Origin of the sequence: Streptomyces sp. NBC_01288 (genome assembly GCF_035982055.1) — a bacterium.
Classification (GTDB): Bacteria; Actinomycetota; Actinomycetes; order Streptomycetales; family Streptomycetaceae; genus Streptomyces.
Genome location: NZ_CP108427.1, coordinates 8,628,711 through 8,641,483, shown reverse-complemented (window position 1 = coordinate 8,641,483; position 12,773 = coordinate 8,628,711). Strand labels below are relative to the sequence as shown.

The 12,773-nt window shown below is 69.5% G+C and carries 12 protein-coding genes; 6 read left to right on the top strand and 6 right to left on the bottom strand.

The window, feature by feature from the left end:
• Positions 1–3: 3 nt before the first annotated feature.
• On the bottom strand, positions 4–450 hold the full coding sequence (locus OG194_RS38920) for a DUF948 domain-containing protein (protein ID WP_063739143.1): 447 nt from the start codon (positions 448–450) through the stop codon (positions 4–6).
• 205 nt (positions 451–655) lie between these two features.
• On the opposite strand from OG194_RS38920, the gene OG194_RS38915 reads away from it, so the two are divergent.
• Positions 656–2,827, top strand: a complete 2,172-nt coding sequence (locus OG194_RS38915) for an ATP-binding protein (protein ID WP_327405424.1) — start codon at positions 656–658, stop codon at positions 2,825–2,827.
• A gap of 31 nt (positions 2,828–2,858) precedes the next feature.
• Here OG194_RS38915 and rpsD read toward each other — a convergent pair whose 3' ends face one another.
• From rpsD to OG194_RS38900, 3 genes are all read right to left on the bottom strand, one after another.
• A complete protein-coding gene (gene rpsD, locus OG194_RS38910; RefSeq protein WP_327405423.1) occupies positions 2,859–3,473 on the bottom strand; it encodes a 30S ribosomal protein S4 in 615 nt (204 codons plus the stop codon).
• Between the two features lie 300 nt (positions 3,474–3,773).
• A complete protein-coding gene (locus tag OG194_RS38905) occupies positions 3,774–5,129 on the bottom strand; it encodes a replication-associated recombination protein A (protein WP_327405422.1) in 1,356 nt (451 codons plus the stop codon).
• 47 nt (positions 5,130–5,176) lie between these two features.
• The gene (locus OG194_RS38900; RefSeq protein ID WP_327405421.1) at positions 5,177–5,833 is read right to left on the bottom strand and encodes a vitamin K epoxide reductase family protein; all 657 of its coding nucleotides are present in this window, start codon (positions 5,831–5,833) and stop codon (positions 5,177–5,179) included.
• Between the two features lie 142 nt (positions 5,834–5,975).
• On the opposite strand from OG194_RS38900, the gene OG194_RS38895 reads away from it, so the two are divergent.
• Genes OG194_RS38895 through OG194_RS38880 form a run of 4 tightly spaced genes read left to right on the top strand, consistent with a single transcriptional unit; the run spans position 5,976 to position 9,551 of the window.
• The gene (locus OG194_RS38895; protein ID WP_327405420.1) at positions 5,976–6,842 is read left to right on the top strand and encodes an ABC transporter ATP-binding protein; all 867 of its coding nucleotides are present in this window, start codon (positions 5,976–5,978) and stop codon (positions 6,840–6,842) included.
• The gene (locus OG194_RS38890; RefSeq protein WP_327405419.1) at positions 6,839–7,690 is read left to right on the top strand and encodes an ABC transporter permease; all 852 of its coding nucleotides are present in this window, start codon (positions 6,839–6,841) and stop codon (positions 7,688–7,690) included. Before OG194_RS38895 ends, OG194_RS38890 begins: the two co-directional genes overlap by 4 nt.
• Entirely contained in the window at positions 7,687–8,931 is a 1,245-nt protein-coding gene (locus OG194_RS38885) for a sensor histidine kinase (protein ID WP_327405418.1), read from the top strand. The genes OG194_RS38890 and OG194_RS38885 overlap by 4 nt, the downstream gene beginning before the upstream one ends.
• Positions 8,928–9,551: a response regulator transcription factor gene (locus OG194_RS38880; RefSeq protein ID WP_327405416.1), complete on the top strand. Its 624-nt coding sequence runs from the start codon at positions 8,928–8,930 to the stop codon at positions 9,549–9,551. The genes OG194_RS38885 and OG194_RS38880 overlap by 4 nt, the downstream gene beginning before the upstream one ends.
• Before the next feature lie 223 nt (positions 9,552–9,774).
• On the opposite strand, the gene hisS is transcribed toward OG194_RS38880, so the two are convergent.
• Both hisS and OG194_RS38870 read right to left on the bottom strand, forming a co-directional pair.
• Complete coding sequence (gene hisS, locus OG194_RS38875) at positions 9,775–11,037, bottom strand: histidine--tRNA ligase (protein ID WP_327405415.1); 1,263 nt, start codon at positions 11,035–11,037, stop codon at positions 9,775–9,777.
• 12 nt (positions 11,038–11,049) lie between these two features.
• Complete coding sequence (locus OG194_RS38870) at positions 11,050–11,760, bottom strand: MBL fold metallo-hydrolase (protein ID WP_327405414.1); 711 nt, start codon at positions 11,758–11,760, stop codon at positions 11,050–11,052.
• A gap of 179 nt (positions 11,761–11,939) precedes the next feature.
• On the opposite strand from OG194_RS38870, the gene OG194_RS38865 reads away from it, so the two are divergent.
• Positions 11,940–12,767, top strand: a complete 828-nt coding sequence (locus OG194_RS38865) for a peptidylprolyl isomerase (protein WP_327405413.1) — start codon at positions 11,940–11,942, stop codon at positions 12,765–12,767.
• Positions 12,768–12,773: the final 6 nt, after the last annotated feature.

Genomic DNA, 12,773 nt, shown 5'->3' with positions numbered 1-12,773 from the left:
CGGTCAGTCCTTCTTCCGGGTGCGCTTGCCCCGCCGTCCGGCCGGGACGGTACGGCCCACGATCACCGTACGACGGGACGCCCCGGACGGCGCGGGCACGTCCTCGCGGCGGCCGCCCAGGGCCCGGCGGACGCCGTAGCCGAAGGCCGCGACCTTCACGAGGGGCCCGCCGAAGGTGGAGGCGACGGTGGTGGACAGTGCGGAGGCGTTCGAGGTGACTTCCTGGACGTCGGAGGCGATCGCGTCGACCCGGTCGATCTGGGTCTGCGCGGAGCGCACCGCCGCGGAGGCGTCGGCCAGCAGCGGCACGGCCTGGTCGGTCACGTCCGCGACCAGCTTGGTGGTCGCCTTGAGCGTCTGGGCCAGCCTCACCAGTGCGACGGCGAGGAACGAGACCAGGATCGCCCAGAAGACGGCCACGAGGATCCCGGCCACCTCTCCACCGGACACCTGACACCCGCTCTCGTAAACACCTGTTGATGACTCGTCCGAGCCTATCGCGCCGGAGGCGGCGCCCCGTGAACACCTGTGGATAACCGCCGCTGAGCCTATCGCGCCGGGTGTGGCGCTCCGTACCGCATTTCCGCCCCGCGCACGGTGGAGTTGCGCGAAGCGATTGTACGGACTGAATACGGTTCAGTACGCTCCGTGTTCCATGCGAGCTTCCCATGGCGGCGACGCCACCGCGGACGGCAATCTGCCCCTCGAACCCGACCGGTTCGTGGGCCGCTCGGCCGAACTCACCGAGCTGGCCCGGGCACTCGACGCCTCGCGCCTGGTCACGGTGACCGGTCCCGGCGGGGTCGGCAAGTCCCGGCTCGCGGCCCACGCGGCGGCCCTCTCCGCGCCCTCGGACGGGGTGTGGCGGGTGGAGCTGGCTGCGGTGCGCGACCCGGAACTCGTGGACTTCGCGGTCGTAGAGGCGCTGGGGCTGACGGATCACACCGCGCGGTTGCCGCGTGAGGCGCTGTTCTCACATCTGACGGATCGTCAACTTCTGTTGATGCTGGACGGGTTCGAGCATCTGGTGGAGGTGTGTGCCGAGCTGGTGGCCGAGTTGCTGGGGCGGGTGCCGGGGCTGCGGGTGCTCGCGGTGGGGCGGCGGCCGTTGGAGCTGGCGGGTGAACGGGTGGTCGCGGTCGCGCCGTTGGGCGAGGACGAGGCGGTGGAGCTGTTCGCCGACCGGGCCGCGCAGCAAGGGGTCGCCCTCGGCGAAGACGATCCGGACGTACGGGAGTTGTGCCGACGGCTCGACGGGATCCCCCTCGCCGTCGAGCTGGCGGCGGGGCGGTTGCGGGCGTTGTCGCCCGGGGAGTTGCTGGCGCGGTTCGACGACCGGTTCCGGCTGCTGGCCGGCGGGCGCAGGGACGCGTTACCTCGGCACCAGACGCTGCGGACGGCGATCGGCTGGAGCCATGAACTGTGCACGCCCGAGGAGCGGTTGCTGTGGGCGCGGCTGTCGGTGTTCGCCGGGCGCTTTGATCTGGAGGCAGCCGAGTACGTGTGCGGCGGCGACGGACTGCATTCGGACGACGTCCTCGACGTGCTGTCGGAGCTGCTCGCGCAGTCCGTGGTGGTTCGTGAGGAGACGGCGACGGGCGTGCGCTACCGGATGCTCGACACGATCCGGGCCTACGGCGCCGACTGGCTGGAGGCGACGGGTGACGCGGCCCGGCTGCGGCGCAGACACCGCGACTGGTACCTGGGCCTGGCCACCTGGTGCGAGCTGGACTGGTTCTCGCCGCGCCAGGGTGAGGTCGCCGCGCGGGTCGAGGCGGAGTTGCCGAATCTGCGCGGCGCCCTGGAGTACTGCCTGACCGAGCCGGACGAGACGCACCTGGGCCAGTACCTCGCGGGCTCCCTGTGGTTCTACTGGGCGGGCTGCGGGCGCCTCGCGGAAGGCCGGCACTGGCTGGAGCAGGCCGTGCAACTGGACGCCGAGGACACGGCGAACGACCAGTCCCGCCTGAAGGCCCTCTGGGTGCTCGGCTACGTCGCGATCCTCCAGGGCGACACCGTGCCCGCGCTGGCCGCGCTCCAGGAGTGCCGCGAGGAGGCGGACGAGGCCGCGAACCCCACGGCGGTCGCGTACGCCGAACACCGCACCGGCTGCCTGGCGTTGGTCACGGACGACATGCCGCGCGCGGAGACCCTGCTGCGCTCGGCGCTCGACCGCTATCAGCAGATCGGCGAGCTCAACAGCAACGTACTGATGGGCCAGGTCGAACTGGCGATGACCCGCGCGTTCCAGGGCGACCTGGCGGACGCGGTGAAGCTGTGCGAGGACGTCCGCCGCGTGTGCGAGGACCACGGTGAGCGCTGGACCCGGGCGTACGCGCTGTACGTCCTGGCCTACGTCGCCTGGAGCGACGGCCAACTCCCGCTTGCGCGCGACCTGTTGGCGGACTGCCTGGGCAGCGCCCACGGCTTCCGCGATCTGCTCGGCTCGGTCCTCGCGGTCGAATTGCTGGCTCTCGTCACGGTGGCGGAGGGCGATGCCGCCGAGGCCGCACTGTTGCAGGGCGCGGCGGGCGGGATGTGGCCGTCGGTGGGGCTGCCGCTGTTCGGTTCGGCGTACTACAACGCGCCGCACGAGCTGTGCGAGGCGATGGCCCGCGAGCGCCTCGGCGACGAGCGGTACGCGGAGTGCGCACGGGAAGGGGCGCTACTGGGCCGGGAGGCGGCCGTGGCGCGGGCGTTGGGGCAGGAGCGGTCGCTCGACGCGGTGCCGGTGCCGCGCGGGCCTGTGCGGCCCGCGACGGTGAGCGTGGACATGCGAAAGCCCGCCGCCTCGCCCACCCGGAAGGGCGGGGAGACGGCGGGCTGACGCGAAAGGTGGTGCTACGTCCGTGAGGTGATCAGCGGGCGTAGTACTCGACGACGAGCTGCTCGTCGCAGATCACCGGGATCTCCTTGCGGTTCGGCTCGCGGTCCAGGCGGAACGCCAGGGCGCCGAGGTTCACCTGGAGGTAGCGCGGGGTCTCACCGTCGGGGGCGAAGCCACCGGCGCGGGAGACCTCGAACAGCGTCTTGCTGCGGCTGCGCTCGCGGACCATGACGACGTCGTCGGGCTTGACGCGGAAGGACGGCTTGTCGACCTTCTGGCCGTTGACCTCGATGTGGCCGTGGACGACCATCTGGCGGGCCTGGTAGATCGTGCGGGCGATGCCCGAACGCAGAACCAGGGCGTCGAGACGACGCTCCAGCTCGATGACCAGGGCCTCACCGGTCTTGCCCTGCGTCTTGGCGGCACGCTCGTAGGCGCGGACGAGCTGGCGCTCGGACACGTCGTACTGCGCGCGCAGACGCTGCTTCTCCAGCAGACGGACCTTGTAGTCCGAGTTCTGCTTGCGGCCACGACCGTGCTCACCCGGCGGGTAGGGACGGGCCTCGAAGTACTTGACGGCCTTCGGGGTCAGCGCGATGCCGAGGGCACGCGACTTCTTGACCTTGGGGCGGGGCTGATTCGCCACTGCTTATTCCTTTTCCTTTTCGGCTGCCTCAGGGTTAGGGGAGGTCGCATCCGCAGCCGGGGGAATCCCGACAGGTCCACGAGGGACTTGCCAGGCTGCCGTTCCCCTGGTCTGGGCACATGTGCAGCACACGAACGGCCCACCGACCGGTCCCGGAACCCCGGGTGGTGGTGGGCTGCCCGCGACACCTACGACGGTGCGCGACGCTCCTGGATCAGAAGATCCGGCTGGTTGTCCCGCCTGAGGCGCCGACCGGAGTCGGACACGGGACGCAGCACTGGGCAGGATTCTACAGGGTGCTCAGGACCGCTTTCGACCGAGGCGTTTCCTGGTCCACTCGACCGCGTCCGCGTACCGGGCCTCGGCGCCGTGCCGGGTCGGTTCGTAGTACGTACGGTCCTTCAGCTCCTCCGGGGCGTACTGCTGCTCGGCGATGCCCTCGGGCAGGTCGTGCGGGTAGACGTACCCCTGGGCGTGCCCGAGCTTGGCCGCGCCCTTGTAGTGCCCGTCCCGCAGATGCATCGGCACCGGGCCGGCGTGCCCCTTGCGTACGTCCTCCATGGCGGCGCCGATCGCCGTGGTCGCCGCGTTCGACTTGGGCGCGAGGGCGAGGGCGATGGTGGCGTGGCTGAGGGTGAGCGCGGCCTCCGGGAAGCCGATCATCGCCACGGCCTGGGCTGCGGCGACCGCGATCGGCAGGGCGTTGGGATCGGCGAGGCCGATGTCCTCGCTCGCCGAGATCATCAGGCGGCGGGCGATGAAGCGGGGGTCCTCGCCGGCCTCGATCATGCGGGCCAGGTAGTGCAGCGCCGCGTCGACGTCCGAACCCCGGATGGACTTGATGAGGGCGCTGGCCACGTCGTAGTGCTGGTCGCCGTCGCGGTCGTACTTCACCGCCGCGCGGTCGACGGTCTCCTCCAGGGTCTGGAGGGTGATGTCCGGCTCGCCCTTGTCGAGGGCGGCCCCGGCGGCGGCCTCCAGGGCGGTGAGCGCGCGGCGGGCGTCGCCGCCGGCGATGCGCAGCAGGTGGTTCTCGCTGTCCTCGGGGAGGGCGACCGCGTCCTTGAGACCACGCTCGTCGGACAGCGCGCGGCGGATCAGGGCGCGCAGGTCGTCGTCCGTGAGGGGTTCGAGGGTGAGGAGGAGGGAGCGGGACAGGAGCGGGGAGATCACCGAGAAGTACGGGTTCTCCGTGGTCGCCGCGATCAGGGTGATCCAGCGGTTCTCGACGGCCGGGAGCAGGGAGTCCTGCTGGGCCTTGCTGAAGCGGTGGATCTCGTCGAGGAAGAGGACGGTCTCCTTGCCGAAGCCCCCGGTGGCGCGGCGGGCGCCGTCGATGACCGCGCGGACCTCCTTGACCCCTGCGGTGATCGCGGAAAGCTCCACGAAGCGCTTGTCGGTCGCCTTGGAGACGACGTAGGCCAGGGTCGTCTTTCCGGTGCCGGGCGGGCCCCAGAGGATCACCGAGGAGGGTCCGGCCGGGCCGCCCGCCCCCTCGCCGACCAGTCTGCGCAGGGGTGAGCCCGGCTTCAGCAGGTGCTGCTGGCCCACGACCTCGTCGAGGGTGCGCGGGCGCATCCGTACCGCCAGGGGACTGCTGGACGGGTCCTTCTCCTGGCGTTCTTCGGCTGCGGCGGTGAATAGGTCGGGCTCCACGTCCAAAACCCTATGTGACGCCACTGACAATCCCGTCGGGGTCGGTGTCAGGCCCAGAGCTGGGTGCCCCAGCGGGTCAGGATCAACATCGCGATGATGCCGACGTGGGTGACCGGGAGGACCCAGGTGAACTCGCCCAGGAAGTTCTTGACCGGACGCGGGGCCTTCAGGAAGTCGTTGCGGATGTTGAACGACGTGACGTACCAGAACATGGTGATCGTGGCGACCCAGGCCAGCGAGCACCACAGGCACAGCGCGTTGATCCGGTACAGCGACTGGAACTGCAGCCAGGTGCAGAAGGCCACCCCGAAGAGCGTGCCGAAGTTGAAGGTCAGCCAGTACCAGCGCGGGAACTGGACCCGGGTCAGCAGGCTGACGCCGACGCAGATCACGATGCCGTAGGCGACCAGGCCGAGCATCGGGTTCGGGAAGCCGAAGGCCGCGGCCTGCTTGCTCTCCATGACGCTGCCGCAGGAGACGATCGGGTTGATGCTGCAACTCGGGGTGAACGTCTTGCCCGCGAGCTTGCCTTCGAGGATCTTGAACTTGTCGATCGTGATGACCCAGGCGGCGAGCAGTCCGGCCGCTCCGGTGATCACCAGCAGCACGGCGAAGGCCCGGCTGGCGCCGACCGTGCGCGGCTCCGCGGCCGTGTGCTCCGGCTCGGAGTCGGTGTCGACGTCCTTCACTGTCGTCTTGCTCATCACGCCGATCCGTCACTTGAGAGTTGGACCTTCTTCGGGCAGGGCCATTGTGCCGCACGCGCACCTCTGTCCACCGTTCGATGGACATAAGGAAGTACGCACGGTCGTCCCTGAGCGCTCGATTCCGGACGATGCTCGTCGCATGACAACACAGGCGAACGAACTCGCAGTGGATGTGCGGGGGCTGCGCAAGCAGTACGGGGACGTGACCGCCGTGGACGGAATCGACCTGGAGATCCGCACGGGAGAGGTGTTCGGCCTGCTCGGACCCAACGGGGCGGGCAAGAGCACCACGGTCGAGATCCTCCAGGGCAACCGCGGCCGGGACGCGGGCGAGGTCTCGGTGCTCGGCTCGGACCCGGCGACGGGCACACGCGCGTGGCGTTCGCGGGTCGGAATCGTCTGGCAGGACGAATCGGCACCCGCGGAGTTGACGGTCGGCGAGACCGTACGGCATTTCGCGCCCTACTACCCCCGCCCGCGTGACCCCGAGGAGGTCATCGGCCTGGTCGGTCTGGAGGCCAAGGTGGACAGCCGGATCAAGGCCCTGTCGGGCGGCCAGCGCAGGCGTCTCGATGTGGCCCTCGGGGTGATAGGTGGCCCCGATCTCCTCCTCCTGGACGAGCCGACGACCGGTTTCGACCCGGCGGCCCGGCGCCAGTTCTGGGACCTGATCCGCAAGCTCGCCGACGAGGGCACGACCATCCTCCTCACCACCCACTACCTGGAGGAGGCGGAGAACCTCGCCGACCGCCTGGCCATCGTCGCCAAGGGCCGTGTGGTCGCCGAGGGCGAACCAGCCACCCTGCGCGAACGCCACGGCACCGGAGCAACCGTCGAGTGGACGGAACCGGACGGCACCCCGCGCGCGGAGCACACGGACACTCCGACCAAGGTCGTAGCCGAACTCATGCACCGCTTCGACGGCGAGATCCCCGGGCTGCTGGTCAGCCGCCCCACCCTGGAGGACGTCTACCTCCGGCTGACCGGACAGGAGGACGCGCGATGACCGCGACCACGACGGTGGCGCAGGCCCGGACGAAGACCTCCGGAGAACGGCTTCCCAGTGCCTGGGGACTCGGCCTGCAACGAGGTGTGCTGGAACTCAAGCAGTTCTTCCGGCAGCGCGACCAGGTGGTGTTCACCTTCGCCTTCCCGGTCGTCTTCCTCTTCCTCTTCGCGTCGATCTTCAAGGACGACGTCCGGGGCGCGGGCATCAACGCCTCCCAGCTCTACGTCCCGGCGATGATGGCCGCCGGCATCATGTCGACGAGTTTCCAGTCCCTCGGCATCTCGATCGCGATCGAACGCGACGAGAAGGTGCTGCGCCGGCTGCGCGGCACGCCGATGCCACCGGCCGCGTACTTCCTCGGCAAGATCTGGCTGGTTCTGGTCACGGGCCTCATGGAGACCGCGATCCTGCTCCTCGTCGGCACCACGCTCTACGACGTGGACCTGCCCTCGTCCGCCGTGAAGTGGCTGGACTTCGGGTGGATCTTCGTGCTCGGTCTGACGGCGTGCGCACTGCTCGGCATCGCGGTCAGCTCGGTCCCCAAGTCCGGCAAGAGCGCGACCTCCGTGGTCGTACTCCCCTTCCTGGTCCTCCAGTTCATCTCCGGGGTGTACATCTCCATCGACACCATCCCGGACTGGATGCTCAACATCGGCGCCCTGTTCCCGCTGAAGTGGATGTGCCAGGGGCTGCGCGGGGTGTTCCTGCCCTCGTCGGCCCAGGTGCTGGAGCAGGCCGGAAGCTGGGAGTTCGGGAAGATCGCGCTGGTGCTCGGGGCGTGGTGCGTCGGAGGATTGCTGCTGTGCCTGCTGACCTTCCGGTGGAAGAACCGGCGCGACGGATGACCGCTCCGCACGGGGCGACGGGTTCGTACACCTGGGACCGCTCGTTCCGCCTCTGGGACACGTACTTCGCCCTGATCTGGCTGGCCACCCTGGTGTTCGTGCTCGGCACGAGCCAACCGGGGTGGCCGGTACGCGTCACGGCGGCCGCGCTGCTCGTCCCGCTGATCCCGCTCTACGTCCGGGTCGGGCGCCCGGTCCTTCAGGGCGACCCCCCGGACGAACGCCGGGCCGTCGGCTACCTCATCGCGGAGATGGCGCTGTTCCTGCCCTCCGCGGTCCTGGTCGGCGAGACCCGGCTGCTGGCCTTCGCCCTCGTCCCGCCCTGCTTCATGGTGCTGCGGCTGCGCTGGGCGCTGATCGCGGTGACCGTGATCAACATCGCGCCGGTGATCGGCTGGGCGCTGCTGTGGTGGCCGGGCGCGCAGGACGTGTTCTTCAATTCCGTCTTCGCGGTGGTGACTCTGGTCTTCTCGATGGCCCTCGGCACCTGGATCATCCGCGTCATCGAACAGAGCCAGGAGCGCGCGGAGTTGATAGCCGAGCTGGATGCCAGCCGCCACGAGGTCTCCCGACTGTCGTCGGCCCACGGCGCGTTGGCCGAACGGGAGCGCATGGCCCGCGAGATCCACGACACCCTCGCCCAGGGCTTCACCAGCCTGCTGATGCTGGCCCAGGCGGTGGAGGCGGAGCTGGACGACGATCTCCCGCAGGCCAGGCGGCACTTGGCCCTGATGGACGAGACGGCCCGGCAGAACCTCGCCGAGGCCCGCGCCCTGGTCGCCGGCGGCACACCGGCCGACCTGGAGGGCGCGTCCCTCTCGGACGCCCTGCGCCGGCTCGCCGCCCGCCATGACGCGACCCTCCAAGTCACCGGTCCGGTACGCGCGTTGCCTGCCGGTCCTGAGGTGGTGGCCCTGCGTTCCTGTCAGGAGGCGCTCGCCAACGCCCGTAAGCATGCGGGGAGTTCGGCGAAGGTGAGCCTCGCGCTGGTGTACACCGACGAGCAACTCACCGTGGCGGTACGGGACGACGGATGCGGCTTCGACCCCGGGGCGGTGTCCGGCGGTTACGGTCTGGCGGGGTTGCGGACGCGGGCGGCGGAGGTGGGTGGGACGGCGGTGGTGCGGAGCGCGGTGGGCGAGGGGACGACGGTGACGGTACGACTGCCGGTATCGCCCGCATTGCCTGAATCCCCTGTGCCGCCTGCATCACCCGTATCGCCCCTGAGGAGTTCTCGATGATCCGGATCATCCTGGCCGACGACCATCCCGTCGTACGCGAGGGTCTGCGCGCCATGCTCAGCGCCGAACCGGACCTCGATGTCGTCGCCGACGCGTCGAGCGGGCCGCAAGCGGAGGCGCTGGCCGCCGAGTTGAGGCCGGACATCGTGCTGATGGACCTGCGGATGCCGGGTGGCGGAGGAGTCGACTCCATCGTGCGGATGAGTGCGGCCGGGTTGTCGTGCCGGGTGATCGTCCTCACCACGTACGAGACCGACCGGGACATTCTGCGGGCCGTGGAGGCGGGGGCTGCGGGCTACTTGCTGAAGGATCTGCCGCGGGGTGAGCTCGCGGACGCGGTACGGGCCGCTGCGCGGGGCGAGACCGTGTTGGCGCCGTCTGTGGCAGCGCGGTTGGTGGACCAGTTGCGGACCAGGCCGGAGCGGCCTCGGTTGTCCGAGCGGGAGATCGCGGTGTTGCGGTTGGTGGCGGAGGGGTGCACCAACGCGGAGATCGGGCGGCGGTTGTACATCGGGGAGTCGACGGTGAAGACCCATCTGCTGCGGGTCTTCGGGAAGTTGGGGGTCGATGACCGGACTGCGGCTGTGACGAGTGCGATGCGGTACGGGTTGCTGGACTGAGGATTCTCGCCCCCTCCGCCCCTACCCGTCCCATCCTTCTGGGGCTCCGTCCCAGACCCCGCTCCTCAAACGCCGGAGGGGCTGAACTATCGCCGGCCGGAGCTTGATCTTTTAGCCCGTCCGGCGTTTGAGGACGAGGCCGTTCAGGCCGAAGCGGGGGTCTGGGGGCGGCAGCCCCCAGGGACGGGACGGGTAGGGGCGGCGGGGGCGAAGAAGCCAGGCCTCAGCCCAGCTTCGACTCCAGTTCCGCCACGATCTCGTTCACCCCGACCGCCCGCTGGTCCCCGGACTCCATGTCCTTGAGCTGCACGACACCCTCGGCGAGATCACGCTCGCCGGCGACGATCGTGTACCGGGCCCCACTGCGGTTGGCGCTCTTCATCGCACCCTTGAGGCCCTTGGAGCCGTAGGAGAAGTCCGCCGCGATACCGAGCTTGCGGAGTTCGGTGACCTTGGTGAAGAGGACGCGGCGGGCCTCGTCGCCGAGCGGGACCGCGAACACGCTGGTGGACGCGGGGAGTTCGAGTTCGACGCCCTCCGCCTCCAGGGCGAGGACCGTACGGTCGACGCCCAACGCCCAGCCCACGGAGGGCAGTGCGGGACCGCCGATCATCTCGGACAGGCCGTCGTAACGGCCGCCGCCGCCCACCGCGGACTGGGAACCCAGACCGTCGTGGACGAACTCGAAGGTCGTACGAGTGTAGTAGTCCAGGCCGCGGACCAGCTTCGGGTCGTCCTCGAAGGCGACGCCCGCAGCCGTGATCAGTTCGCGGACCTCCTCGTGGTACGCCTTGCACGCGTCGCACAGGTAGTCGCGGAGCAGCGGGGCGTCCGTCAACTGCTTCTGGACGTCGGGGCGTTTGTCGTCGAGGACGCGGAGCGGGTTGATGTCCGCGCGGCGCAGGGTCTCCTCGTCGAGGTCCAGGCCGCGGAGGAAGTTCTGGAGCGCCTCCCGGTACACCGGACGGCATTCCTTGTCGCCCAGGCTGTTGAGGAGGATGCGGAAGGTGCGCAGGCCCAGGGAGCGGTACGCCTGGTCCGCCAGGATGATCAACTCGGCGTCCAGCGCCGGGTCCTCGGCACCGATCGCCTCGGCGCCGACCTGGGAGAAGTGGCGGTAACGGCCCTTCTGGGGGCGCTCGTAGCGGTAGTAGGAGCCCGAGTACCAGAGCTTCACCGGCAGGTTGCCGAGCTTGTGCAGGTTGGCCTCAAGTGCCGCGCGCAGTACGGAGGCCGTGCCCTCGGGGCGCAGGGCGAGCTGGTCGCCGCCCTTGGTCTCGAAGGCGTACATCTCCTTGGTCACGATGTCGGTGGACTCACCGACCCCGCGCGCGAACAGCTCGACGTTCTCGAAGCCGGGCGTCTCGATGTAGCCGTAGCCGGAGTTGCGCAGCGGAGCGGCGATCGCCTCGCGCACGGCGAGGTACTTGGCCGACTCCGGCGGAATCAGGTCGTACGTGCCCTTGGGGGCCTGAAAGGTGCTCACGAAAATCTCTCGTCACATTCCTCGTCGGGGAGCGTCCTGGGCTCCCTGGCCGCCGGAGGCCACCTCCCGCAGGTACGGGTTGGTGGCGCGCTCCTGGCCGATGGTCGTCTGGGGGCCGTGGCCGGACAGCACCACGGTCGAGTCGTCGAGCGGCAGGCACACACGGGCCAGCGAGTCGAGGATCTCGGCGTGGGAGCCGCCGGGCAGGTCGGTGCGTCCGATGGAGCCGGCGAAGAGCAGATCCCCGGAGAAGAACACGGACGGGATGTCCGTGGTCTCGGGCATCTGGAAGGTCACCGACCCCTTCGTATGGCCCGGCGCGTGCGCGACCGAGAACTCCAGTCCCGCGAGCGCGAGCCGTGCGCCGTCGGTCAGCTCCTTGACGTCGTCCGGCTCCCCCACGGTCAGCTCGCCCATCAGCGGCATCCCGATCGAGCGGCCGAGCGCCTTCTCGGGGTCGCTCATCATGTACCGGTCCTCGGGGTGGATCCAGGCCGGCACGTCGTGCGCGCCGCACACCGGGACGACCGAGGCCACATGGTCGATGTGGCCATGGGTGAGGACGACCGCGACGGGCTTGAGCCGATGCTTCCTGAGCGCTTCCTCGACTCCCTGGGCGGCCTGATGGCCCGGGTCGATGATCACGCACTCCTCACCGGCGGCGGGGGCGACGAGATAACAGTTCGTCCCCCAGGCCCCGGCGGGGAACCCGGCAATGAGCACGATCGTCCTTCGTTGTGTCGATACGGGTGGGGATAAGGATCCCTGCGTCAGTGGTCAGAGCCTACCGGCGCTGCCGAATCCTCAGCGAACCCATATACGGTACGGGGCACACGCAGGCGGTCGGCTCACAAGACGCACGCGTCCCAGTCGACGTACGAGACGCATGAGGAGAGAATCCGGTGGTCACCCAGGAACAGCGGAAGCGGCAGCTCGCGCGGGAGAAGTTCTTGCGGCAGCAGCAGCGGCGTACGTCCGCTCGACGCAAGGCGCGCATGCGCAACTCGGTGATCGCGTCGGTGCTCGGCGTGATCGTGATCGGAAGTGTCGCGCTCTACACGACCGGCGTCCTGAAGAACGACGACGACAAGTCCAACGCGAGCGCGGCCGTGACGCCCACGCCCAGCGCCTCGGCGACGAAGAAGGCGCCGGACCCGTGCGCGAAGCCGGCGGCCGGCAAGATCAAGACGGAGACCTGGAAGAAGGAGCCGGCGATCACGATCGACAAGTCGGCGAAGTACACGATGAAGCTCGCGACGACCTGCGGTGACATCGACATCGCGCTCAAGACGTCGGCCGCGCCGCACACCGTGAACTCGTTCGACTTCCTTGCCGGCAAGGGCTTCTTCGACCACACGAAGTGCCACCGGCTCACCACCAGCGGCATCTACGTGCTGCAGTGCGGCGACCCGACGGGCGCGGGCAGCGGCGGCCCCGGTTACACGATCCCGGACGAAAACCTGAAGGACACCAGCCTCAAGGGCGGGAACTACCCGGCGGGCACGGTGGCGATGGCGAACACCGGTCAGAAGCACACCGGCGGCAGCCAGTTCTTCCTCGTCTACAAGGACAGCCAGCTCCCGGCCAGTTACACCCCGTTCGGGACCATCTCGGCCTCCGGGATGAAGGTCCTGAACAAGATCGCGGCCGCTGGTGAGAGCACGGGCGCGGGCGACGGAGCACCGAACGCGACGGTCGTGATCAACAAGGCGACCGTCACCAAATCCTGACCGTCA